The organism is Pseudomonas moorei (assembly GCF_008801475.1).
Lineage (GTDB): Bacteria > Pseudomonadota > Gammaproteobacteria > Pseudomonadales > Pseudomonadaceae > Aquipseudomonas > Aquipseudomonas moorei.
Genome location: NZ_VZPP01000002.1, coordinates 469,044 through 493,169 on the forward strand (window position 1 = coordinate 469,044; position 24,126 = coordinate 493,169).

13 protein-coding genes are annotated in these 24,126 nt (G+C 52.0%); 4 read left to right on the forward strand and 9 right to left on the reverse strand.

Annotation, left to right across the window (positions count from 1 at the left end):
* Positions 1-500: 500 nt before the first annotated feature.
* Both F7R06_RS05105 and F7R06_RS05110 read left to right on the forward strand, forming a co-directional pair.
* Complete coding sequence (locus F7R06_RS05105; RefSeq protein WP_090326896.1) at positions 501-2,423, forward strand: ATP-dependent nuclease; 1,923 nt, start codon at positions 501-503, stop codon at positions 2,421-2,423.
* The gene (locus tag F7R06_RS05110) at positions 2,420-4,330 is read left to right on the forward strand and encodes a UvrD-helicase domain-containing protein (RefSeq protein WP_090326898.1); all 1,911 of its coding nucleotides are present in this window, start codon (positions 2,420-2,422) and stop codon (positions 4,328-4,330) included. The genes F7R06_RS05105 and F7R06_RS05110 overlap by 4 nt, the downstream gene beginning before the upstream one ends.
* A 470-nt stretch (positions 4,331-4,800) precedes the next feature.
* Here the strand turns inward: F7R06_RS05110 and F7R06_RS05115 are convergent, their stop codons facing one another.
* Genes F7R06_RS05115 through F7R06_RS05125 form a run of 3 tightly spaced genes read right to left on the reverse strand, consistent with a single transcriptional unit; the run spans position 4,801 to position 9,114 of the window.
* On the reverse strand, positions 4,801-6,147 hold the full coding sequence (locus tag F7R06_RS05115; RefSeq protein WP_090326902.1) for a transposase: 1,347 nt from the start codon (positions 6,145-6,147) through the stop codon (positions 4,801-4,803).
* Entirely contained in the window at positions 6,140-8,152 is a 2,013-nt protein-coding gene (locus F7R06_RS31000) for a transposase (protein ID WP_245706730.1), read from the reverse strand. Before F7R06_RS31000 ends, F7R06_RS05115 begins: the two co-directional genes overlap by 8 nt.
* Complete coding sequence (locus F7R06_RS05125; protein ID WP_090326904.1) at positions 8,152-9,114, reverse strand: PDDEXK family nuclease; 963 nt, start codon at positions 9,112-9,114, stop codon at positions 8,152-8,154. Before F7R06_RS05125 ends, F7R06_RS31000 begins: the two co-directional genes overlap by 1 nt.
* 742 nt (positions 9,115-9,856) lie before the next feature.
* Here F7R06_RS05125 and F7R06_RS05130 point away from each other — a divergent pair.
* On the forward strand, positions 9,857-11,482 hold the full coding sequence (locus F7R06_RS05130; protein ID WP_090326907.1) for a TnsD family Tn7-like transposition protein: 1,626 nt from the start codon (positions 9,857-9,859) through the stop codon (positions 11,480-11,482).
* A gap of 806 nt (positions 11,483-12,288) precedes the next feature.
* Here the strand turns inward: F7R06_RS05130 and F7R06_RS05135 are convergent.
* Both F7R06_RS05135 and F7R06_RS05140 read right to left on the reverse strand, forming a co-directional pair.
* Positions 12,289-16,668 carry a response regulator gene (locus tag F7R06_RS05135; protein ID WP_090326910.1) on the reverse strand — a complete coding sequence of 1,460 codons (4,380 nt, stop codon included), beginning with the start codon at positions 16,666-16,668 and terminating at the stop codon, positions 12,289-12,291.
* A 43-nt stretch (positions 16,669-16,711) separates the two neighbouring features.
* On the reverse strand, positions 16,712-17,869 hold the full coding sequence (locus F7R06_RS05140) for a response regulator (RefSeq protein WP_017124691.1): 1,158 nt from the start codon (positions 17,867-17,869) through the stop codon (positions 16,712-16,714).
* A gap of 401 nt (positions 17,870-18,270) precedes the next feature.
* Between F7R06_RS05140 and F7R06_RS05145 the strand changes: the two genes are divergently transcribed.
* Positions 18,271-18,708 carry a GNAT family N-acetyltransferase gene (locus F7R06_RS05145; RefSeq protein WP_090326913.1) on the forward strand — a complete coding sequence of 146 codons (438 nt, stop codon included), beginning with the start codon at positions 18,271-18,273 and terminating at the stop codon, positions 18,706-18,708.
* A 525-nt stretch (positions 18,709-19,233) separates the two neighbouring features.
* On the opposite strand, the gene F7R06_RS05150 is transcribed toward F7R06_RS05145, so the two are convergent.
* The 4 genes from F7R06_RS05150 to F7R06_RS05165 all read right to left on the reverse strand — a co-directional run bounded on the left by F7R06_RS05150 (position 19,234) and on the right by F7R06_RS05165 (position 24,112).
* Entirely contained in the window at positions 19,234-19,749 is a 516-nt protein-coding gene (locus F7R06_RS05150) for a hypothetical protein (RefSeq protein WP_139204835.1), read from the reverse strand.
* Between the two features lie 536 nt (positions 19,750-20,285).
* Positions 20,286-21,218 carry a TniQ family protein gene (locus F7R06_RS05155; protein ID WP_139204836.1) on the reverse strand — a complete coding sequence of 311 codons (933 nt, stop codon included), beginning with the start codon at positions 21,216-21,218 and terminating at the stop codon, positions 20,286-20,288.
* Between the two features lie 283 nt (positions 21,219-21,501).
* Positions 21,502-23,334 (reverse strand): glutamine--fructose-6-phosphate transaminase (isomerizing), encoded by a 1,833-nt coding sequence (gene glmS, locus F7R06_RS05160; protein WP_090326915.1) that lies wholly within the window; start codon positions 23,332-23,334, stop codon positions 21,502-21,504.
* A 1-nt stretch (position 23,335) separates the two neighbouring features.
* Entirely contained in the window at positions 23,336-24,112 is a 777-nt protein-coding gene (locus F7R06_RS05165) for a DeoR/GlpR family DNA-binding transcription regulator (protein WP_090326918.1), read from the reverse strand.
* Between the last annotated feature and the right edge of the window lie 14 nt (positions 24,113-24,126).

The following is a 24,126-nucleotide window of genomic DNA, read 5'->3' on the forward strand; positions in this document are numbered from 1 at the left end:
GCCGTCCGGATCCGAGGCTGGCCACTTTACGGTGATGGATTTATCACCCAAAGGCAGCGAGATGACCACCATCTCTTCTATTGCTCACCTTGGTACCGCTTTAACCAGAACGAAAGCCGGCAAGATTGCAGGCGATTGATCCCGATATGTCGGTAGCCACTTGCGGATTACACTGGCGTTGATGCCGTGGCGGATGGCTACGCTGGAAATCGGCGCTCCAGCCTGCAGGCATTCCTAGACGACCTGAGCTTTAAATGGTTTGGGATAAGAGCTTCGTTGGCGCATGAAAACCCTGTCTATAAGGGCGATCGCGTCCGCTTAAAAATACGCGGACACCATCGCCCTTGATGCTGGAGTTCGGTAGGTGACTTGGCCGGACGGTTACACTAAATTACCTTCCGACCCGCTTTCTCCCGTGATAAAAGCCAATCACACCCATAGAGCGCACGGACTGCCTTACGCCATTTGGGACAGGCTTTCCAACAGGACGGAGAAGCAAGATGCATTTGAAGCGGATAAGGGCGTCAAATTTTCGTGCGTTTGGCGACGGTACGGTTGCCCCATCACTTGATTGGGAGCTTGCCCCAGGACTGAACATCCTTGTCGGGGAAAACGATTCCGGTAAAACCTCTGTAATCGACGCGATTCGCTACGTGCTGTGGACAACCAGCTACGAGTTCATTCGCCTCTTCGAAACTGACTTTCACATCACGGGCACGACACGAGCACGCTCTCTATTCATCGAAGCCACACTTGTGGACCTAGACCCCGAGCAAGAAGCCTCAGTTCTCGAATGGATGACCCACGAAGCAGACGGGTCTCATAGCTTGATCGTTTTTCTGCAGGCGCGTTGGGTACCACCGAAGGCCAACAAACGTGGACGGGTCGAGGCAATTACCTGCTCGGGCCCGAACGGCACGGGGCCAGAGATCGGCACGGCGGTTCGCGAGCTCATCCGAGCCACCTACTTGCGCCCCCTTCGAGATGCCGAAGCCGAGTTGCGCCCTGGTCGCCAGTCTCGGCTGTCCCAAATTTTGGGCGCTCATAAACGCATTGATGGGCAGGAGCAAAATGACTTCGACCTAGCGGCTCCTGCTACCGTCCCTAGCAACCTGGTAGGGCTGATGGCGTTTGCTCAGCATCACCTGGGCGAACATCAGGTCATCAGAGACGTCCAGGACGACATCAACGACAACTACCTGAACAAGTTCGCGTTTGCCGGCGATGCTTTGTCCTCACGTATCCAGATCGCTCCGGAGCTGGGCCTGCAGCCCATTCTGGAGCGCTTCGAATTGGCGCTGCTGCCATCCTCCACCATCGATCCAGGTGAGCGGTGCATTCGCGGACTCGGCTATAACAACGCTCTGTTCATGGCGACCGAACTGGTTCTGCTGCGGGACGGTGATGAACTCGGACTGCTGCTGATCGAGGAACCCGAGGCCCATCTCCATCCGCAACTGCAGGAGCGCGTTCAGCTGCTCCTCGAACGCACCTCCAAAGCGGCGGAGCCAGATAGCCGCCCTGTTCAGATCATCATGACTACCCACAGCCCATCTCTGGCGGCGGGTGCGGACATCGCAAGTCTGACCTTGGTAAACCGTGCGCGACTATTCAGCTTGGCTCACGGGAAGACCAAATTGCTGAAAAGTGATTACGAGTTTTTGAGGCGCTTTATCGATGCCACCAAAGCGAATCTGTTCTTCGCTCGCGGCGTTGCGATCGTGGAAGGGCCAGCAGAAGCGCTGCTGCTGCCCGCTCTTGCTGCGGCTTCAGGATATTCGTTCAACGAATACGGCATTTCTTGCGTTAACGTCGGCGGAGTTGGGCTTTATCACTACGCGCGAATCTTGCAGCCGATTGATGGCTCGGCGATTCCCATTCCTGTCGCCTGTATTACGGATCGTGACATCGTTCCCAATGAGGCCACCTACATATCTCCTCCCAAGAACAATCGTAAGCGATTCGAAAAAGACTACACGCCAGAGGAAGTCGAGGCACTGGTCAAAACGAAGGTCGACCGCGCCCAGGGTGGTAGCACAATTGTCTGCGTCTCCAACAACTGGACGCTGGAATTCGATCTCGCCCTTCATGGATGTGCCCAGTTGATGCATGACGCAATTCACCTGGCGAAGAAGGCAGATTCGAGGGGTGAGCGGCTGACGGAGGAAGATGAGAAGAAGACGCTCGTCGATGCAGGCGAGCGTTGGAAAGAACTCTCGAACGCCGGACACTCGCCAGTGGAACTGGCGTCACTCATTTACCAGCCGCTCGTTGAAAAAGAGGCATCAAAAGCGATCACAGCCCAATACGCTGCTCACCTGATTTCAACAGGCGACTATGGGAAAGGCGATGAGTTGTTCAACAAGCTGCCGCCTTACCTACAGCAGGCGCTACGACATCTGACTGGCAGGGCTAAGCCATGACAGTCCCTGTGATCAATGCTGCCGACCTTGCGGCTCTACGCGAACTGACACCCGACTTGAACTTCGATGATCAAGAGCGGCGCGCCGTATTGCTGGAGAACCAGTCTCGTGACATCAACGCCGCGCCAGGCAGTGGCAAGACCACGGTACTAGCCGCGAAGCTCCTGATGCTGAGCCGCAGATGGACCTCAAGCCGCGCAGGCGTTTGTGTGCTCAGTCATACCAATGTCGCCCGTGATGAGATTCAACATCGGTTAGGTACAAGCCATGACGGGAGTCGCCTGCTCACACATCCCCACTTCATCGGGACGATTCACGCCATGGTGAATCAGTTTCTGGCTCTGCCCTATCTGCGAAGCAATGGGATGACTGTCGATGTGATCGACAACGATATCTTTGCTCGCCGAGCAGTGGCGTTAGCCCAAGCTAACTTTGGCTTGAAGCTTTATATGCAAAAGAATGCGAGCGTCGCGCCCATGCTAGAGGGGTTGGTGTACAAAGGTGCCTCACTGGACCTCGCCAGCGAGTTTGGCTCGCTTCCTAAACCAGGCGCGAAAACCCTTCCGACAATCGTCGGTATCAAAGAAAAACTCGCTGCTGAAGGGGTTTTCCGGCACGCGGACATGTTCGCGTACGCAGAACGTTTGTTGACCCTTTTCCCTAAGGTTCGCACCCTGCTATCCAGACGGTTTCCTATCGTCTTCATCGACGAAATGCAGGACACGTCCTGGGAGCAAGAGCGTTTGTTGCAGCTGATGTTCGATGAGACCGTCACCATTCAGCGCTTCGGCGACATCAACCAGCGAATCCTTGGAAGCTCGGAAGGCGCGGAAAACCTGACTTTCCCTCGAGGCGACGTACTTCCGATCTCCTCCAGCAAGCGCTTCGGTCCCCACATCGCTAAGTCCGTGTCTAGAGCACAGCTGGCAGGTACCGCTGTTACCGGAGAGGGCGAAGACCGTCACGCGTCCATGCTGATCGTCTACAGCACCGGGCGAGTACAGGAAGTAATCTCGACGTTTGGAGACCATGTACTAGACCGGTTCAGCGATACCGATCTTACTAGGGGAAAAGTCAAAGCCCTTTGCGCTCGCAAACAGGGCGATGCTCTAACACAGATAGCAGGCCGTACCCTCCTGGACTACTGGCCGGCTTCGGGTGGCGACCAATCACCCGGACTCAAGCTTGTGCGATTCTGGGCGCTTCTCGGGGGGCCCAAGCCTGCCGTAAACGCATCGTTTTCATCACGATTTGAGGAGATCCGCAGAGCGCTGTTTCTGGTACTACGCGCGGCCAAGGCAGAGATTGTCGAAGGCTTGAAAACCGATCATCAGTTAATTCGAAAACTGCGTGATGCTGATGAAGATGTTTCAGCCTTCCGGCTACTGATTCGTGATCTGTGCATGAAAAACGTGAGCAATGCGGATGAAGCTAGGCGTATCCGCATCGTGAATTTTTTATACGTGAGGCTGCGCCCTTTGCTCCCAAATCACATGACACCACAGATATTCGCCGCGCTCCCGGTTTTTGAGCGACCAGATGCCATGGCTATTAACGGAGCCCACCGGTCCATGTGCGCTATCGAAAAAAATGGTCGCAGCTTAGATATTCATATCGGCACCCTCGCCTCGATGAAAGGCGAAACGCATCTGGCAACACTCGTCATGGAGTCTCTAGGCCATCCAAGTCGTCGCTTCGACCTACAGCTGGCATTACCCATCATTGCTGGGATTGGCACTCGCTCCGGGAAAATGCCTGAGACTCAGCTTTCTCAATTTCGAAACCTATATGTCGGTATGTCGCGACCTACCAGCTTTCTGTGCTTGGCAGTCAATGCAGAACGGGTTTCAGACGAGTGTAAAACGGCATTGACCGATCAAGGTTGGACCATCACCCATCTGCTATAGCAGGCCAGGGGTTCAGCCTTCAAGAACGAGGGCTTGCTGACAGGCTTTGAGTCGTTAGCACTTCACCGTCCAGAGCTGTGACACCATCACTATCGCCACGCGTACCCGCGTAATCCACTTTAGCCAGTAAATCACTGATCGTTAGGCTGGTTGTTGGCGCTGATACGATTTTGACCCAGGCTGCCGGAAATCATTGACCCTCCCGAATACAGAGCAAACGATATCTTGGCGTGGGATTTCAGAGGCCGATTTTAGGTCACCCAAAATCAGCAGCCTGGGTCAAAATCACATCAGCGCCAACACATAGAACTCAATGATTCTGTTTTTAACTAACAGCGAGACTGGCATGCGTCAGCGGCATTGGAAGGAGAAATAAGATGCCGCTTAAGTGCAGATTTTTCTAAAGGTCATCCTTCGGCTGCTAGATATTCCTCAGACTGCGACGCCTGCTATAGACAAGGAGCCGACTGTTACCTCGGCTTCTTAGGCTTAGCAGTACCCATTGATTCGAGGACCTGTTCGAAAGCGTTTGCCAGATCTGTCTCCGACGCTTGGGGCACCCGAGGTCGGCGCGGAACTTTAGGTGATCGAGTGGCTTTGGATGCTTCCGGTTCGATGTGCTCCATAGCAGAACGCTCGCTTTCATTGAGGGACGAATGGAAAACCTTGTTGATGACTCGATTAACTCGATCGGTACGCGCAAACTTTACGACTTTTGACCTCAGGTCACTTGGTAGCTCAAAAGGGCAACGCAGATCCATCCGACTCCCTGTTGTACGGTTTTGAAGTGCCTGCAGGTGTAACTCTTCCACATCTTTTTGGTTGGTTGCGTAGGCTGGCGAGCGGTATGCACGAGTAATATCGTTGATGTCTATGCACAAACGACCAGATGATCGAGCTTCTATATATGCAAGCTTTATCAGCTGAACGACAAGCCGCTTAATACCAAAGGTAGATCTATATATCTCATTCACGAGATCATCAAGCGGTGCCTGAATATGGCCAGCACTGACCCTGACGCACTCAGCGACATAAGTTCGCCAATCCAAGCCGTCCGGAGCATCCGGCAGCATAATTCGCGGCTCTGAAAGCAAACGTTGCTTGTCCTCGCTGTTCCGACCGAGCAGCTTATGCACCAGACTGTAGTTAGAGACGTATATCATCGGCGGACCGATCGCCGCCATCGTCAACAGAATGTCGGTAACCTTAGAAGCGCCCTGGCCTGTATTAATATGCTGGGTTTCCTCTAATATCAACATTGAAACACCGTCTCTATTTACACGCCGGCGACACTCAATTAACAGCTTTGCAGAGTTATAACTGGATCTTTGTTGTCCATCTAACACAAAATCTGCAAGCAACTGTCGACCCCCGGCTTTCCCTCTGGCACTTGCATACCAGTAAGAGACCAATTGGAGCGTTCCCTCGAAGTGGTCACACGTGAAGCCAAGAGGTGGCGGTAGAACTTTCCGTAAAGCGGTAATAGTCTGGCTTTTGCCAATGCCTGCTAAGCCTGTTAGACAAACAGGTGCAACCTCCACATCCGGAGGGTTGTAAACTCGGGAAAGGTACGCAGTCTGGCTCTCGAACAGCTTTCGACTGTACAGTGACGCCCGGGCCACCATCTCCTTAATAAATTCTAGAGAAAACTCATTCGGTAAATAGATTTGTCTTAGAGCATCAGCAAGGACCTCTGCCCCCATCAAAGCATCCAGACTACCTAAAGCCTGGACCGGGGCGGGACTGACCGTGACCCTCTCACGGATCTGTTCAATGTCGGAGCATCCATCGAACCGAGCGAGAATTCTCTCATTCATTTCGCTGCCCTCTAAAACGATTGTAGTCCGCTATATCGCGCTGCGCTGGCGCTCCCTTACCCGCTCGACCGAGCTTACGTACCCCACTGCCCCATTCTTCTCCAGTATTTCTATTGAATCTGTCTATATACTCCTGCTGCATAGCCGGCCTTTCTTCCCTAAGTGCGGCTGCGCCTGCACGACGCATCGTATCGATCTCTTTTAGGTCTTGCAGGGATATATCAATGCTACCAGGCAAGGTACTCGCGGAGCGGACAATATCCAATTCAAACAGTACCCCTTCTACTTCAACCCATATATGCCGTACACACATGGTCATAGCGAAAGCTGTAATCTTGATTGCACCATTCCTGGCAACCCGATCAAATACCCGAGTATTCATCAGTGCTTGAGATCTATATTTTCGTCCATAAAAATAAACGGCGTCTTTCTGTATCATAGCGGAATGCTGTGTAAGGAAAGTTCTCACTGCCGTATCAAATGGCATTCCAATAGAGCTGTTCCTACAGCGACTATCTAAATAATTCCAAATGTTGTGAGGTGTCGGCTTGAAACCAGTCAGCAACATCTCCTCCGACATACGACGCCCAGCATCAGAGGTGTGGTTGTCCCATAGAACCTGAAAAATTTCACGCTTGGCCATTTCGACGAAATTAAGCTTGCTGTGGAAGTATGTTGGTTGTTCAAAGCTCTTTTTATCCCTCGGGTGGGAAGATTCAACAGTGGCCTTGGACTGCCCAGAATAAACCGGTGTCAACTCAAAACTCCCCAGCCAATTTATCTCAGGCTCGCATTTTAACCCTGCTCCTGGGCCTCTATCGAAAACGACACCTCCAGAAAGGCCGACACATGGCCACTCGCCTGGCTTGATCTCCATGCCGAATAGCTCGCCAAACCTCACCTTATCTACTGCCATTGAAAACAGAGCCATCCTATAGGCAGCCATATTCTCCTTCCCTTCCGAGAATCCTATGCCAACCACCGCTCCGGATAGACCGCATACAGCACGCACGACGCAAAAGCTATCCACGGCGCTACCCTCTGTAAGGCCAGTTAGCTTCTCCGAGATGTAATAGCCGTCGAACTCTACGCGCTGGTTCACATTGGTCAATCGCTCAGAAAAACTCCCCTGCGAGCCCGATTGCGCACGCTTTTTGTGCGCTCCTTTCAACTCGCGTGCAAGCGCATCTGGACTGATCATTTTCTTCAGCCAGTATTTGAACTGCACCTGAGACGGAAAAGGCTGGCCTTCCGGGTGACCGAACACTCTAGTGCCGTCCTTCTTAATATGGACAACACACTTAAACTCCCTAGTAAGAACGACGTTGTATAGGCTCTCTTGCGTCTTGTATGAGGATTTAAATTTCAGAAATCCAGAAAGAATCTTTTCCTTCATGTCTGCCGTGACGGGATACCCAAATTTACGTCCTTTTGAAGATGGTCTACCTAGTTTCCGCACGCGAGAAGGATCACCCCGATTCCAACCACCTATTCGGTGAAATTTTGGTAGTAGAGCCCATTTGTTATGGCCGAAAATAATGTAACTGTAAAACCAAAATCTAAGTCGCCCAGCATTTTGCTGGGGGCGTTGACTCTTAGCGTGAGCATTGATTATGGCGTTTGGGTTATCACTCGCCAAGATCTCTAAAAAACGACTTACCAATTCCGCAATAGCCATATACCGGCGATCAACTTTTTGGTCATAGCTCTCTTTCTTCGATCTCCGCAGACTTTCAAGATGTGGAATAGCAACACCCTGTACGGGCTCGAGCCAAGGTGGATAGATCCCGCTAGAATTGTCACAAATCAGCAAGTCATTCTCGAGTGCCTCCTCAAACTCTACTGCTGATATTGTAACGAGCTGAGCACTGACATCATTCCCATCATCGGCGAAAAGAATGAGCCTAACTCGGTTTCGAGCCGAGTCACTCTGCAGAAAATGATATACGGCTCCTTTTGATAGACAGAGGAACCCCTCTGGAGCGATTACACGCCCGCCAATCATCACTTTTCTGACTCCTCAAAAAGCGTTCCATAGACAGAGAGCAGATCTTGCTGTTCGCTAGTTAACGGATGATCGATGAGTATTGGTTCGAATAGATTTACTAGAAGTTTGCGGTTCCAGACATCTTGGTAGAACCTAGCAATAAATTGATCGCGATTGCCCCAGCGTGCTCCATATCTAATCATGACCTGCGCTACCGGGTATCCCGCTTTAACAGCTTCCTGAATATCACAACTGAATTCCTCAAACAATTCCAGGCTATGCGTGGCAGGTAAGTCGTGCATGGAAAATAGTAAATCCAGATTTGCTATTACCGCTGATTCTATTAAATCTAAAGAAACCTGCACTGTTCTTATCCCGGCGCTGGAATAGTATTCTTTCTCCAGTTTGGCTCTAAGCTGGGCGTGCTCTCGGTCTTTTCTCTGCTGTACCGGTGTTTTGACACTGGATCTTCTTCTCTCAGTAAATGATTCTATTTTATCCTTTACCGACCAGTTCACTGCATAGGGAATTCCATCATGTCCTTTCATGTACAACAAAAGATCGCCCTGGTACGGGTAAGGAACTTTATGCCGATTACCTTCCTCGTTATCAATGGCGATTTCATAATGTTTAAATCCTATTTCAGTCGCGATTTCTAATGTCCCACGCAGAGGGTTAGGAAATGTGCCTTTGATCAACGGGTGACCACGAAGGGGATGCCCTGTAGTAACAGGCGAAAGCATCTTCTGCTCATGTATATCGAGCAAATCAGGATGATAAAGCGCGAGTTGCGTAAACACCCGCTCTGGTGTGGACAGCGTATGTAAGGTGCGGCCGAGTTTCCGACTGTTCAACCTACTAATACGAGAACCTTTAGGAGCTTCCCTAGGTACCGCCATCGTAGACGGGACATACACATCTCCCCATTTGAAACGGGCTTGGCGGCTCACTATCAGTCCAAATTTTTGCTGCGGTGTCATTTTTGCATTCCAATGTCCTTGAGCCTTTCACCCAGTAGCCAGGAAATCACTAGGAGAAGACCGCATACTTCAAAAAGCAGGCACACTTAGGCCTCGCTATTCACGACAAGTACTTTTCTCGGGATGAGCGGAGCCGCGCAGGGCTTGACGCCTTACGCGAAGGGGATAGACAATGGATTTGTCAGGGACGAAAATCTGACATATCCACGAAGGCCCAAGCTGACACTTGGGCCTTTGTCTATCTGACTCCTAGCTCCTCTGTTTAGCTAGATGCCATGACAATTCCTCATTCTGATTCCACATACGCTCACCTGAGATGATCCGAAAGGACGCCTTCGGCGGCTTATCGATTTGGACCATCTCTCCCAAGGCTGGGTCTTCACCTTCACGTAATGCGGGCAGTTCAGTTGGCGTTTTCGCCGATTCCTGTCCTGGATAGTTCTTTGGAGAAGTTTGGTAAAGCGAATCATGTTACCGCTAGAAAATGCTCGCTGACAACCTAAAAAGTTTGAAAAAATACACTTTCATAGGCACGCCTAAGGGACTTTCTCGCTAAGTTACTACCTAAAAATTATTGAATTCTCCCCCAGACAAAATCTTAAAACACAAAACATTCGTTTTGATTATCTCGCCTTTATTATAATAATCCGCTGAAAAGCAAAACTTTATAACTTAAATGACTTTTACCATTTGCGCTAACATGAGTAACGTAAAGAACTTACCTTATGTGTGAGCTCAGGGCATGAACCTCGCATCAGCCGGCTATCTAGATCAACAGTTGAACGTAACTTTGCGCTGGCTTGAGGATGAAACATTTTTCAGCCTTTGCAGCCGTCATCACTTCTTTAATGGCCAATTGGCTTCCGCGATGACATCCATGCGGCTAACGAACCCCTCCCCACTCAAAATTAAACATGACTTTCCATATAACCTAGATACTCTTGATGAACAATTGCTATCCGCATGGGGAAATCCGGAGACTATCATCTCTAAACACACAATACTTCCAATGTTTTTCCCTTTTCAGTCGGATTCGAATATCAACGCTGCTATTTTGGCATTGCATAGTTCAAAGCTTGGCTCGATTAAATACTGTCTAGGCCTCATCACAAGTCGCTTTGGTGCAGAGCACCCCTTGAAGGCATGTCGGGCATGCATAAAAGCCGATGCCGCAGCTTATGGGGTTTCCTACTGGCACCTTACTCATCAGTATCCAGGCGTCATAGTGTGTCCAGTCCACCGTAAGATGCTAATGGAGAGTCATCACAATCGCAGATGGTCTGCGCGTTTTAGTTGGGTTCTACCAAGCCAAGACTCATTAACTGATCACTTAGAAACTGTGTTCGAATCTAGAACTCAGGATTTACTTGTACAATTGGCAACGGCCGTAATTGAACTTGCAGCTCTCGGACTGCACCGGCGCTTTGACCTTCAGCTTGTGAAAACTGTCTACCGAAATGCATTAGGCCGATTTTGCAGTTCCGGGCAAAATTTGAAGAGCATTGCCTCTTCCCTATCCCACCTTACTTCACTGCTCCAGCCTTATCATCCGCTCACATGTCTTCCAACGACAGCGGAAGGTGCAGCTTCCTACATTGAGCAACTAACCCGCAGCCCGCGAGGGCATTGCCATCCGTTGAAACACTTGATCATGATTATCTGGCTTTTCGGCGATATGGACTCGTTTGTGGAAGCCTACGATCACCAAGAAGCTAAGGAAGGCCAAGCGGTATTAACCATTGGCGGAAGGGACAGGATTTCACCGGGAACTGAACGTATACCGGAAAAATCTTTGGCGCAAAAGAGTATACGCAGGCCAAAAGTGCTAAAGCCCCGTCTCCGCATTCAAATATTGGAGCGTTTGGCAGCTGGCAAGCCGAAGACTCAAGTTTGCTCAGAGTTCGAGATTTCTATATCTACTGTAAATAGATTACTTCGTGAAGAGCCTTTGGTAGAACGCTCATGGGCTGAAATTCAGCGCAAATCTGCATTGATTCAGCATCGAAAAAATTGGATGGCTACAGTTAAAGAAACCACACACCCTAGCGCTAAGACTGTCCGCGCTCGCACCCCTGAGCTTTATGCATGGCTCTATAGAAACGATAAAGCCTGGCTTCTCTCGCAAACTACTAAATTACCTTCCGGTCGGATTGGAAATAATTCGCGTATCGATTGGGAGGCACGGGATGTAGACTTAGAAATATTCATTAGAAAATCCCTGATTGAAAAGTTTGGAAGCGATAAAAACCTTAGATTAGATAATTTTGAGATCTTCTCCTTAGCTCCGACCCTATCATCTTGTTTAGAAAATAGAAGTCGATACCCTCGTACCCGCGCGTTGATTTCACTAATAAAAAAGAACAGTTAACCTGAGAGGAGCACCTGGTAAAAGTTACTAGTGTGAATTCGGACGGGGCGACCAGCTTTCGGCGAGCATGGCGGCCACCGCTGCGGCCCGGCCGTGCCGACCACAAGCCGCTCCGTCCTGTCTGTACTACGACTTACCACGCCCTCCACACTGCGAGCTAAAGAAGCGGCCGGATTAATCGACGCTGCCTTGCTAGTCCCCGACGATTAGGGTGCCGATATCTGGCAAAGCGTGGGCTCATAACCGCATGTTCCCACTACTGCTCTATCACTCTCAATGATCGGAACAAGAAGGCGGCCAACCAAATATAGGATTTTCTAACGATATATAGTGAATTTTGCTACACATCGCTATATTTGCGTATTGGTCGATCATCGCTATGAGCGTTGAATAAATTGCAGTGCAACGCGACAGGCAGCTCTTGGCCAGGTCCAGCCACTTGTGCGGGAGTGCCACGTAAGCACCCTTTATCCGTTGATATAAATGCAAGCGCAGAGCCTCTAGCTCAGGCGTTCCCGGAATTTCTAGTCCTCCAAAAACGGAAAAACCGGCTAGCGCCGGCTTTTCCCCCCTCCAACCAGATGGTCAAGCCACGCCGGTCATGAGGGTTAGTTGTTGCGCGAACTATGGCGCAATAGAGGCCGTAATACAAGGGAACACAAAGCAGGCTACGACGCACGTCTGGTACTGGCCCGTCTCTGCCTTACGAAGGCGGTTCTGGCTTGGTTGCGTCCTTCGCGACAGGCACAAAACGGCCAAAAGCGGTCAACTGCAGTTAAAGGTTAGCGGCTACCTGCTTACCCAATTCATTTATCCTGAATGAGCTGCAAGGCGCGATCAAAGTCGAACAGTTCCACCTGCGCCGCGGCGAGTGCCAGCCGTTCTGCCAACGCTCGATCAAGTGGCATATTGCGCAGTGCCGCCAGCACGTCCAAAGCCGTCGTATCACCCTCCTCCAATAGTCTGATCAGCCTATTCAGTTGCTCGCTGATTGCCGAGTCGTCCAGCGGATAGCCATCCATGGAGGCCGGTGTGTTTGCCTTAAGGTTGGCCAGAGCCGCCAGGGTCGGGAGCAAGGAATGCTCGACCTGCATCGCTAGCGCTTGCACTACCGAACCCGGCTCGCCGTTCTGGCAGGCCTGTTCTAACAACGTGCAAGCCTGCGCCACGGCCTTGGCGCCGATGTTGCCGGCGGTGCCGCGCAAACTGTGCGCCAGCCGTCCCGCGGCACCAGGATCCGGATCGATTCGTGCGGCCTGGAATTGCTCCGCAAAGTCTGTCTGAGTATCGCGAAACTTGCAGAGCAGACGTAAATAGAGATCCCGCCGCCCCATGCAGGTGGCGAGACCCGCCACCACATCAATGCCCTCAAGACGATCTGGCAATCCATCGGCGAAGCCTGCGTTCAGCGGTGCTTGAGCGGCTCGTGGCTTGATCCACTTTGCCATTGTGGCGAACATGGTTTCGACATTCAGTGGCTTGGAGATATGGTCGTTCATGCCGCATTCGAGCGCACGCTCGCGGTCACCGTCCATAGCGTTGGCGGTCATGGCGATCACTGGCAGAGTGCTGAAGCGCAGTTGCTGGCGAATTTGCCGGGTGGCCGTGTAGCCATCCATCACTGGCATCTGGCAATCCATCAACACTCCATCGAAGTCGCCATCCTCGCCAAGGATATCCAGGGCCTCTTGACCGTGCGTAGCGAGTCGCAAGCGTATGCCGACACTTTCCAGCAGTTCGCTGGCCAGTTCTTGATTTAGCTCATTGTCTTCGACCAAAAGCAGCCGGGCGCCGTTGAGACTGGCAACGGTACTGGCATTCTGTTGGGAGCGTTCGCCAGCCCGCGTATCGCTGTGGGTGTCTCTGCCCAGCACGACACCGATGGCTTCGAGTAACGATGACGGCGTGACGGGTTTGGTCAGTACCACCGGTAACTGGATGCCCTGGCGTTCGGCTTCTTCGCGGGCTTCTTCGCGGCCAAAAGCGGTGATCATGATCACCGATGGTGTGCGCATCAGACTCGCAGAATGCATTCTGCTCACGGCTTCCATGCCATCCATGCCCGGCATCCGCCAGTCCATCAAAACCAGATCGTAAGGCAGCCCCTTATGCTCGGCGTCGGCCAACAGGCGCAGCGCCAGACTACCGCTCTGCGCGACATCCACTTCCAGGCCAAAGCTGCGCGCCATGCCCGAGAGAATTTCACGGGCACTCGCGTTGTCGTCCACGACCAGAACCCGCATGCCGAGCAGTTCGCCGGCCTTGAACATACGACGAGGTTGCAGTCCTTGCTGCACACCGAGTTGCATCTGGAAATGGAACGTGGAGCCGAATCCCGGCTGGCTTTCAACCCAGATTCGGCCGGCCATCAACTCCACCAGCTTCTTCGAGATGGACAATCCCAGCCCGGTGCCCCCGTACTTGCGCGTGATCGAACTGTCAGCCTGACTGAACGACTGAAATAAGCGTGAACACTGCTCGACGGTCATGCCGATGCCCGTGTCGCGCACCCAGAAGTGCAGCTGCACGTGTTCGTTATGAGAAGCCATTTCTTCAACGCCGACCACGATCTCACCGTGTTCGGTGAACTTGGCGGCGTTGTTGCCCAGGTTGACCAACACTTGCCCCAATCGCAGGGGATCGCCAAGCAGAGCTGTGGGCAGGTCGGGCGGGATCTGAAATAACAATTCCAGCCCCTTGTCCTCGGTCTTCAGGCCGATCATGGCAGCGAAGCTGTCGAGCACATCTTCCAGTCGGAACGGGATCTGCTCGAGACTCATCCTGCCGGCTTCAATTTTTGAGAAGTCGAGAATGTCGTTGATGATGCCCAGTAGGTTCTCCGCCGAGCGGTGCACCTTTTCAATGTAATTGCGCTGGCGATTGTCCAGCGAAGTACGCAGCGCCAGATGGCTCATCCCGATGATGGCGTTCATCGGCGTGCGGATCTCATGACTCATGTTGGCAAGGAACTCACTCTTCGCTTGAGTGGCTTCTTCGGCCGCTGCTCGAGCCTCCGCCAGAGCCGTCACGTCGATGTTGATGCCGGTTGCGCGCAATGGCTTGCCGTCTGGTGTGCGTGAAAAACGGTTGAGCGAGCGGAACGTGCGCACCCGACCATCATTTTTGCGCACGATGCGAAAATCGAATTCGGCCCGATCATTGCCACTCTGGACGGCACTCTCGAACGTGCTGCTGACCCTCGCTACATCGTCGGGATGCACCAGCGCCTGCCAGTGCGCCAGCGTGCCACCGAAGCCGCCAGGCTCCAGACCAAACAGGGTTTCGAGCTGTGGCGTCCAATAATTTGTGCCGCTGACCAGATCGACGTCGAACAGACCGATGTCACCCGACTCCTGTGCCAGGTTCAGGCGATCGCTGGCAGTGCGCAACCTGGCTTCAATCGCCCTGCGCTCACTGACATCGCGCACCGAGGCGCACACGCAGACGCCACGCCCCTCCAGACGGGGCAAGTGGGAAAGGCCGATTTCCACGGAGAACAAGCTGCCGTCCTTGCGCACGCCGCTCAGATCGTCCAGATCGCCGCCCATCTGCCGGGTTCCGCCGCTGGCAATGAAGCCGTCGCGTAACTTGACATGCCGCTCGCGGGCAGCCTGCGGTACCAGACGCTCAATGCTGGCGCCAATCAGCTCGCCGGGGGCGTAGCCAAACAGGGTGTCCATTTGCGGGTTGGTCATCAGGATGCGGCCATCGGCTCCCAGCACCAGCATGCCGTCCGGTGCGGCCTCGATGATGCCGCGATACCAGGCCTCGGTGGCGCGCAGTGCTGCCTGCTGGGCCTCCAGCTCGCTGGCCTGGTGTTCCAGTTGCAAGGCTTGCGCGCCCATTTCGTCTGCCTGACGGCGAGTTTCCAGCAGCAGCGCCTGGGCTGCCTCACTGCGTTCCATAATGGCCATGGCACCGGCCAGCCTGGGCAGGACTTCTTGCAGCAGCAGCGCTTCGTTCTCTTCCAGTTGGCGAAAACCGGCCATTTCCATAACCCCGAGCAGGCGTTCGCCACGCAACACGGGCTGAACCAACAGGACGCTGGCGGGGGCTGCGCCCAACGGCGTACGCACATGCCAAAACGGTTCGGGTAGATCCTCAAGCTGACGAGGTTGGCGATCCAGCGCGCACTGGCCAAGCAACCCTTCCCCGAGATCTAGTTCTGTGGGTAGCGGGTGCGCACTGTCCACCGCATAACCGCTCACCAAGCGCAGGCGTGCCGCGCCTTCATAGAGAACGTAAAGCGCTCCTTGGCACATGCCCAACTGCGGCGCGATGTGGCTGAAAAAAGCCTGAGCCAACTGCTGCGGCGTCTCCGCCTGTTGCAGGCCCACTTGCAGAAGTGAGGTGTGGTTTTTCACCCAACGCTGACGCTCAAGCTGACAAGCCTCCAGCTGCAGCGTGGCGATGGCACGCGCCAGGTCGCCGGTTTCGTTGCGAAGATCGGTGTGAGGGATCTGGCCGTCCAGCTTGCCGGACGCCAATTCGTCCACCGCCACGCGGACGCGATTCAACGGCACGCGAATCGAATAACTGACCAGCCAGGTCAACAGCAAGGCCAGCGCCGAACCACCCAGCAGCAAGATGTACGTGATCGCAGTACTGCGCTCTGCGTATTCCGCCAGGTTCTTCGCCGTATCGTGGATGTCGGTTTCCTTGTTTTTCTCGATCTGCGAGAGCAGCCCGTCGCCGCCCTGCTCCAGCGCAAGAAAATCCTTACTGTTGAGCAACATCAAGGCCTGTCCCAAGGAGCCCTTGCCAGCCAGTTCCAGTGCCTCATCGCCATTTTTTTGCAGACGCTGTAATAACACTTCGAATTCCACCAGGCTGCTGATGCTGCTCTGTCGGCGCAGTGTCGGACGAACCTGCTCCAGCGCTTCATGGAGTCGCTGTTGGGCGATATCCATCTGGGCTCTGGCGCTGATACGGATGTCCGCGTTGTTGGTAGCGATTGCACGTTGCATGGCGAGCAACAGATGCGGCAACTGCACCCGAACTTCCTGCACATGCTGAATACCCACCAGATCCTGCTGGTACAACTGCTGCATTTCATTTTTGAGCGAATACTGAGTGCGCAGGCTTTGCACACCCAATATCAGGATCAATATCAGCAGCGCAGCGAAGCCGATGATCAATTTACTGCGCAGAGACAGGCGCTCGAGCATCTCGAACAGTCTGTTCATAAACGGCCTCTTTCAACGGGATGTGCAAACGGATGCGTGGGGCTCAGGGACGGTCGGCGATCTGCTCAAGCAGGGCTAACTGCCTGGCCATGTCCTGGTCGCTGTCGGCAAATTGTTCAGCAATTGCGCGGAACTGCTCGGCATTGGCGAGAAACGCGTCGCAGATGTCCGGATCAAAGTGCGAGCCCCGGCCTTCGCGGATGATTGCCACCGCCTGCTCATGGGACATGCCGGGCTTGTACACGCGGCGGCTGATCAGTGCATCGTAGACATCTGCCACCGCCATCAACCTGGCGCTGATCGGGATGTCGTCGGTGGCCACGCCTTGCGGATAGCCACTGCCGTCCCACTTTTCCTGATGGCCGTAGGCAATTTCCTTGGCCAAATGAAGGAAGTCGACGTTGATACCTAATTGATCCTCGGCGTGCTGGATGGCGTCGCGCCCTAACGTGGTGTGGGTCTTCATGACCTCGAATTCCTCCGGGGTCAGGCGTCCCGGTTTGAGCAGGATACGATCGGGAATACCAATCTTGCCGATATCGTGCAGCGGGGCTGATTTGAACAGCAGTTTGATGGTGTCCTCGTCGAGGAAGTGACAGAAGCGCGGGTGATTGCTCAACAGTTCAGCCAGCCGTTTCACATAGTGCTGGGTTCGACGAATGTGGTTGCCGGTTTCGTTGTCACGGGTTTCCGCCAGCGAGGCCATGGCGTGGATCGTGACATCCTGGATGGCGATCACCTCCCGGGTGCGGCGCTGCACTTCCTGCTCGAGAAATTCGTTCTGATTGCGCAGGAAATCGGCAACGGACTTGAGCTTGATCTGCGTCTCAACCCTGGCCATGAGCACGGGGGGAATGATCGGCTTGGTAATGTAATCCGCAGCCCCCAGGCTCAAGCCGCGAATCTCGTCCTCCGTAGCGGTCATGGAAGTCAGGAAAATGATCGGTATGTGGCGAATGCGGGCATCACGTTTGAGCTGCTCGGCGACGTCATAACCGGACAGGCCCGGCATCATGATGTCCAGCAGGATCAGGTCGGGCAGTGGATCAGCCTGCAGAAGACGCAGGGCCTTCTCGCCGCTATTGGCGGCCTTGACCCGATATTTGTCCTTCAGCAACTCGGCGATCAACATCAGGTTGTCGGGGGTATCATCGACCACCAGAACGGTCGCTGATGGATAAACGCCCTGAGTGCTATCCATGGTTGTTGGCTCCCTTGCCAGACAATTAACGAGTCGGCGTACTTGCACCAATCTCTTGCTGGCAAGCGTAGCTAGAAAAGCTGCAATCGCTAGGTGAAGATCGGCAGGTTGGTTCGAAGAGTCACTAAATCGAATGTCTGCTATTGGCCGATATTCGCCTGTCTCGACAGGCTGCAATGGGTCGATTTCTGCCGGTCACGACAGGCAGAAAACGGCCAATAGCAGACCATGGACACGCAGCTAACACGTCAGTAATGTGCTAAGTAATATGTCGCTTTCCCCCTTCTTGATGTCGCGTTTACAATTTCGATTTTTTGATTGCTCAAGGGATTACGCATGAACATAGGATGTTATGCCAAAAGCCGTTCGGCATCTAAAAGTTGAATTTAAGGAGCAATAAAATGGAAATCAAGATTGATGTATTGGGTTCTCCAACAGAAAAGGATAAAGGAGTTCTGAATAATAGGTTTTCAGAATATCTTCGAATTCAATATCCAAATCTGCCACCAGAATCGGAAGATAAAATATTCATGGTGGTTGCACACGATGAAGTAGGCGACTACATCGGTGCAATAAGCTGTAACTGTTACTGGGATGGCTTAGAAATTGACACCTTTTGGGTTAAGGAATCTCATCGCGGTAAAAAAGTAGGATCTATGCTTTTGGAAAAAGCAGAAGCGATTGGTGCCAACAATGGAGCAGTAGTTGCATTCTTAAAAACCGTTGATGCTAAAAAGTTCTATGAGCGGCATGGATATGAGATTTATGGTGTTCTTGAGGATCGCCCAATCGGGACTAACCTGTATCATTTAAAGAAACGGCTAGTAAAACATGCATAACAACTGGTTCAAATCGTTCACTTCGCTCAATGGGACGGGCTAAAGCCCCCCTTAACCAAATGCTGGTCAGAGTCCGCTTCGGGTCGACTACTGCCGGTCACGACAGGCACAAATCGGCCAGAAGCGGGCACCCACTTCCGTCAAAAACTGAGACTGTAATTACTTTATTTGACCGCCAACATCGCCGATATTACTTTACGCATATTTTTGTTTCTGCCAAGTGAAAGTCGTGCATAAAAATTCATTATATTTCTGATAAGCATATTTTTTGGCAATTCTTTGGCGAGATCTGATAATTTTTTATTTCCCGTTTTTTGAAAGTCATAACCATAATCATTTAAAAATGACATCAAAGTAAAATGAAAGCCATTCAAGGCGTACCAGCGATTGCAACTCCGATCAGTCGAAATCCCGGAAAAATATCTAAACACAGGCGCAAATTCTATTTCAGGATTTTTATCTTTAAATTCGGAAAAATTTATAAACCCATTATCCCCCTCTAATTTATTAATGAGTTCTCGAAAATCATCTCCAAAAAAAATGATCGGTAGGTTTCGAATGGTCGTAATTTAGCCCTTCGAATATTCCGGCGTCACAGAAGAAATGCGGAAAGCACTTCAAATATTTAAGTAACTCTAGATCTTCTTTTGTACTTACCGTGCTATCTAGAAACACAAGTTCTAAATCGACCTTCCTGCAGATCGCAAAAAACAATAAAAACCTATAGCAAAATGATTGCAAATAATACTTATCCTTAATTTGCTCATCGGCACTTTTAACATGCCAAGCTTCAGGCGCATTTTTAGAGAAATTCCAAAGTCGGTGATTAAGATACTCTGCAGAATTTAGTAACGGCACTTTATATTTTGAGATAGCCTCTCTAACCCTCTTTCTTTGGTCGTATCTGTAATCGCTTTCTAGCTTGAATTTGTGGAAGCTTCGCTCCCAGACCGGTTTTGCCAGAGCTCGAAGAAATAGAACAGTTAATGTAGTCGACGCAGCAATTAATGCTGATTGAACATTTGGGTCGGTCAAACTCATAAGTCAGCCTTCAATATATAACATTAAAATTTTTGACATGTGAATTACATGAAAATAGCAAATTAATCACTCCAGTGAATCATTAATAATTTTAGATCGAAATACGTCAGCTATAAACCGCTGATTTTAACCGAGCTCTTGTATCTTTCAGGGACAATAGGAAAATCTCGTCGTAACAGTTCGGCCAGCTCCTGATGTTCATAGCACATCCGCTATCAGTAACTTCGATCTGGTTGTCGGTTCCATAATCCTTTCGGTCATAGGCCTGTAGCACAAGGACTTCGGAGGCTGATATCAAACTTCGAAAAACCGCTTCCGCTCTGTCTTCCACTACATGATTAGTGTGACGTTTTGGAAGATCGTTGAAGTTACCAATTCTGTATCCCAAGCACCAAGCATTTTTGTGGGAATAGTAGCAGGATTAGTGATGGCAATCGTTGCGCTGCAATCTGGACAATGCGCGAAAACAGCTAAATGCCGTGTCCAGCAGGTCTGACGCACGCTGCTGTGGCAGTTGTTTGGTAAAGTTTACGTTTCTAACTAACAAGGCTCGCACGTTTCTCTGTCATACTTTCGAACTGTAGCGACTTTTTTTCCAAGATATATTTGAAGGAGCGGATAAACTCTTCAAAGTCTGCGAACAACAAAAATATAAGTGTAGCGACAATGTAACAACACACCCTAAGATGTTCCGGCCCAAAGCTTAGATATGTTTTGATTTCATAGTGCAAATCAGATTTTGTCCAAGGAAACAAAACACGATCAAAACGAGAGTCAGTCACTTCATTCCACAGTTCTTTATATCGCTCATTACAATTTAGAGCGATTAAAAAAGATTCATAGGCGATTACGCAATCAAGTTTACGGTCAAAATTCAATATAGCTGCATTAAGTTTTGATCTTTTGAACTCCAAACTGCATTCATTGATCTCTGTTTCCGACTCTAGGATATACCTGCCGCATTTACAACCACTCCACAATACATTGAGGCAGTGATTTTCTACGCGAAAAGCACGATCACAGAATTGGCACTTCTTGAGTAATTTTACGTTATGTGTAGCGCAGACATTAATTTCATTTTGATGACTTCGCCTCCAAAAAGAGAAACCTACTCGTTCAATATCATCCTTTACACATTCGAGACATATAGCAACATTTTTACCCTTAGTAACATAACCAAAGTCACAGTTGCTCTTTTCTAGAAACCTGTGTCTCAAAAGCATAGATTCGACATCATCAACGATTAGACGATAACTAAAATAAACAGTGTGCTGCTGAACTAGCTTAATGAATCCGGCAAAGTGATGCCAGCTCATTAGATCTGCGACCAATATTAAGTCTTTGATCGACCATTCATCACCTTGCAATGACTTAAAAGGATCTTCGACTTCAAATTTATCTTTTAAAAACAGCCTATTTCTTGAGATGTAAGAATCTAATGCCTCATCGGTTTGTATTTTTAAAAGCATATTAATCACAATTAGCGAATTTGGCTGTCAGCGCTATATTAATAGAAACGCGATATTCGCCTCGGTAAAACGAAAGAAAGGGAAGAGGGCCCCCTGCTTTAGGTTCTCAGCGACTCAAAGCATCGAGGGGGCAGTCCCGTCTCGAACTGAAACAGACCTTCTCAACGGCAGTTCTCGCAACGCAAGGAGACGAGCGGCACCTCCCTGCGTGTTGCGACAGTTTTTATTGTTCCGCGACAGTTTTTATTGTCTAAAACCAAGGGTTCGATCAGCTGTGGATAACTTATTCCACAGTCACCGATTTCGCCAGGTTGCGTGGCTGGTCAACGTCGGTGCCTTTCAGCACAGCCACGTAGTACGACAGCAGCTGCAGCGGGATGGTGTAGAGGATCGGCGACAGGATGTCGTGGATGTGCGGCATATGCACAACGTGCGTGCCTTCACCATTGGTCATGCCAGCCTGCTCGTCGGCGAAGACAATCAGCTCGCCACCACGGGCGCGGACTTCCTGAAGGTTGGACTTCAGTTTTTCCAGCAGCTCATTGTTCGGCGCAACGGTTACGACTGGCATGTCGTTATCCACAAGCGCCAACGGACCGTGCTTCAGCTCGCCAGCCGGATAAGCCTCGGCGTGAATGTAGGAAATCTCCTTGAGCTTGAGCGCCCCTTCCATCGCAACCGGGAATTGCGCACCACGTCCGAGGAACAGGGTGTGATTTTTTTCGGCGAACAACTCAGCGATTTTCTCCACGGTGCTGTCCATGGCCAGCGCTTCACCGAGGCGGGTTGGCAAGCGACGCAACTCTTCGACCAGCGTTGCTTCAACGCTTTTGCTCAGCGTGCCGCGCACCTGCCCCAGAGACAGGGTCAACAACAGCAATCCAACCAATTGCGTGGTGAAAGCTTTGGTCGAGGCCACGCCGATTTCGCGACCGGCCTGGGTCAGCAAGGTCAGATCGGATTCTCGCACCAGCGAGCTGATGCCGACGTTACAGATTGCCAGGCTGGCGAGGAATCCCAATTCCTTGGCGTTGCGCAGCGCGGCCAGAGTGTCGGCGGTTTCGCCGGATTGGGAGATGGTCACGAACAGTGTGTCCGGCTGTACCACTACCTTGCGGTAGCGGAATTCACTGGCAACTTCGACCTGGCACGGAATGCCAGCCAGCTCTTCCAGCCAGTAACGAGCGACCATCCCTGCGTGATAGCTGGTGCCGCAGGCGACGATCTGTACGTTGCGTACTTTGGCGAACAGCTCGGCCGCTTGTGGACCGAAGGCCTGCACCAGGACTTGAGTTTGGCTCAGGCGCCCTTCCAGGGTTCGCTGTACAACAGACGGTTGCTCATGGATTTCCTTGAGCATGAAATGACGGAACTCACCCTTATCGGCCGCTTCTGCGCCATCACGGTACTGGACGGCTTCGCGCTCGACCGCCTTGCCGTCAACGTCCCAGATATGCACGCTGTCGCGACGAATTTCGGCGATATCGCCTTCTTCCAGGTACATGAAGCGGTCGGTGACCTGGCGTAACGCCAACTGGTCGGACGCGAGGAAGTTTTCACCCAGCCCCAGACCGATCACCAATGGGCTGCCACTGCGGGCAGCGACCAGGCGATCTGGCTGCCGAGCACTGATCACTGCCAGGCCGTACGCACCGTGCAACTCTTTGACAGTTGCCTTGAGGGCTGCGGTCAGGTCTTCCAGGTCCTTGAGTTTGTGGTCCAGCAGGTGGGCGATGACCTCGGTGTCGGTGTCCGAAGTGAAGGTGTAACCCAAGGCTTTGAGCTGTTCACGCAGGGCTTCGTGGTTTTCGATGATGCCGTTGTGCACCACCGCCAGGTCGCCGGAAAAATGCGGGTGCGCATTACGCTCACACGGGGCGCCATGAGTCGCCCAACGTGTGTGGGCGATACCCAAACGACCAACCAGCGGCGCTTCGGCCAGGGCCAGATCCAGCTCACTGACTTTGCCCGGGCGACGCAGGCGTTCCAGTTTTGCGTCATTGGTGTAGACCGCCACACCGGCGCTGTCATACCCACGGTATTCCAGACGCTTCAGGCCTTCGACCAGGATGGCGGTGATGTTACGTTCTGCGACGGCGCCGACAATTCCACACATGCTATTTCTCCTGACTGACAGTCGCGCAGATCACTGTGATTCCACGCGCCTGTATCTGATTTCGTGCCTCAAGTGGCAGGCGATCATCGGTAATGAGGGTATGGACGCTGCTCCAGGGCAGTTCCAGGTTTGGGATCTTGCGGCCAATCTTATCGGCCTCCACCATAACGACCACTTCGCGGGCCACTTCAGCCATGACCCGGCTCAGCCCAAGCAATTCATTGAAGGTGGTTGTACCGCGGACCAGATCGATGCCATCGGCACCAATAAACAGCTGATCAAAGTCGTAAGAGCGTAGTACCTGCTCGGCCACCTGACCCTGAAAGGATTCGGAGTGCGGATCCCAGGTGCCGCCGGTCATCAACAGCACCGGCTCATGCTCAAGTTCGCTCAAGGCGTTGGCGACATGCAGGGAGTTGGTCATCACCACCAGGCCCGGCTGCAGTCCGAGTTCCGGGATCATTGCCGCGGTGGTGCTGCCGCTGTCGATTATGATTCGCGCATGTTCGCGAATACGCGCCACTGCAGCACGGGCAATGGCTTGCTTGTACTTGGAGACCGGCTGACCGAGGTCTGCAACCAGCTCCTGGGGCATGGTGATGGCGCCACCATAACGACGAAGCAGCAGGCCGTTACTTTCAAGGGCTGCCAGATCCTTGCGAATCGTAACTTCAGAGGTTTCGAAGCGCTTGGCCAACTCATCCACACTGACTTCACCCTGCTCATTGAGCAAGGCAAGAATGTTGTGGCGGCGTTGAGGTGTGTTGCGTTTCGACATGACTTGGTAAGTTT

Excerpts from the sequence above, each read along its gene's own strand:
- F7R06_RS31000 (WP_245706730.1), bottom strand. The coding sequence starts at position 8,152 with ATGATTGGCGGGCGTGTAATCGCTCCAGAGGGGTTCCTCTGTCTATCA.
- F7R06_RS05105 (WP_090326896.1), top strand. The coding sequence starts at position 501 with ATGCATTTGAAGCGGATAAGGGCGTCAAATTTTCGTGCGTTTGGCGAC.
- F7R06_RS05145 (WP_090326913.1), top strand. The coding sequence starts at position 18,271 with ATGGAAATCAAGATTGATGTATTGGGTTCTCCAACAGAAAAGGATAAA.
- F7R06_RS05125 (WP_090326904.1), bottom strand. The coding sequence starts at position 9,114 with ATGACACCGCAGCAAAAATTTGGACTGATAGTGAGCCGCCAAGCCCGT.
- F7R06_RS05130 (WP_090326907.1), top strand. The coding sequence starts at position 9,857 with ATGAACCTCGCATCAGCCGGCTATCTAGATCAACAGTTGAACGTAACT.
- F7R06_RS05115 (WP_090326902.1), bottom strand. The coding sequence starts at position 6,147 with ATGAATGAGAGAATTCTCGCTCGGTTCGATGGATGCTCCGACATTGAA.
- F7R06_RS05155 (WP_139204836.1), bottom strand. The coding sequence starts at position 21,218 with ATGCTTTTAAAAATACAAACCGATGAGGCATTAGATTCTTACATCTCA.
- F7R06_RS05135 (WP_090326910.1), bottom strand. The coding sequence starts at position 16,668 with ATGAACAGACTGTTCGAGATGCTCGAGCGCCTGTCTCTGCGCAGTAAA.
- F7R06_RS05150 (WP_139204835.1), bottom strand. The coding sequence starts at position 19,749 with ATGAGTTTGACCGACCCAAATGTTCAATCAGCATTAATTGCTGCGTCG.
- F7R06_RS05110 (WP_090326898.1), top strand. The coding sequence starts at position 2,420 with ATGACAGTCCCTGTGATCAATGCTGCCGACCTTGCGGCTCTACGCGAA.
- F7R06_RS05165 (WP_090326918.1), bottom strand. The coding sequence starts at position 24,112 with ATGTCGAAACGCAACACACCTCAACGCCGCCACAACATTCTTGCCTTG.
- F7R06_RS05140 (WP_017124691.1), bottom strand. The coding sequence starts at position 17,869 with ATGGATAGCACTCAGGGCGTTTATCCATCAGCGACCGTTCTGGTGGTC.
- glmS (WP_090326915.1), bottom strand. The coding sequence starts at position 23,334 with ATGTGTGGAATTGTCGGCGCCGTCGCAGAACGTAACATCACCGCCATC.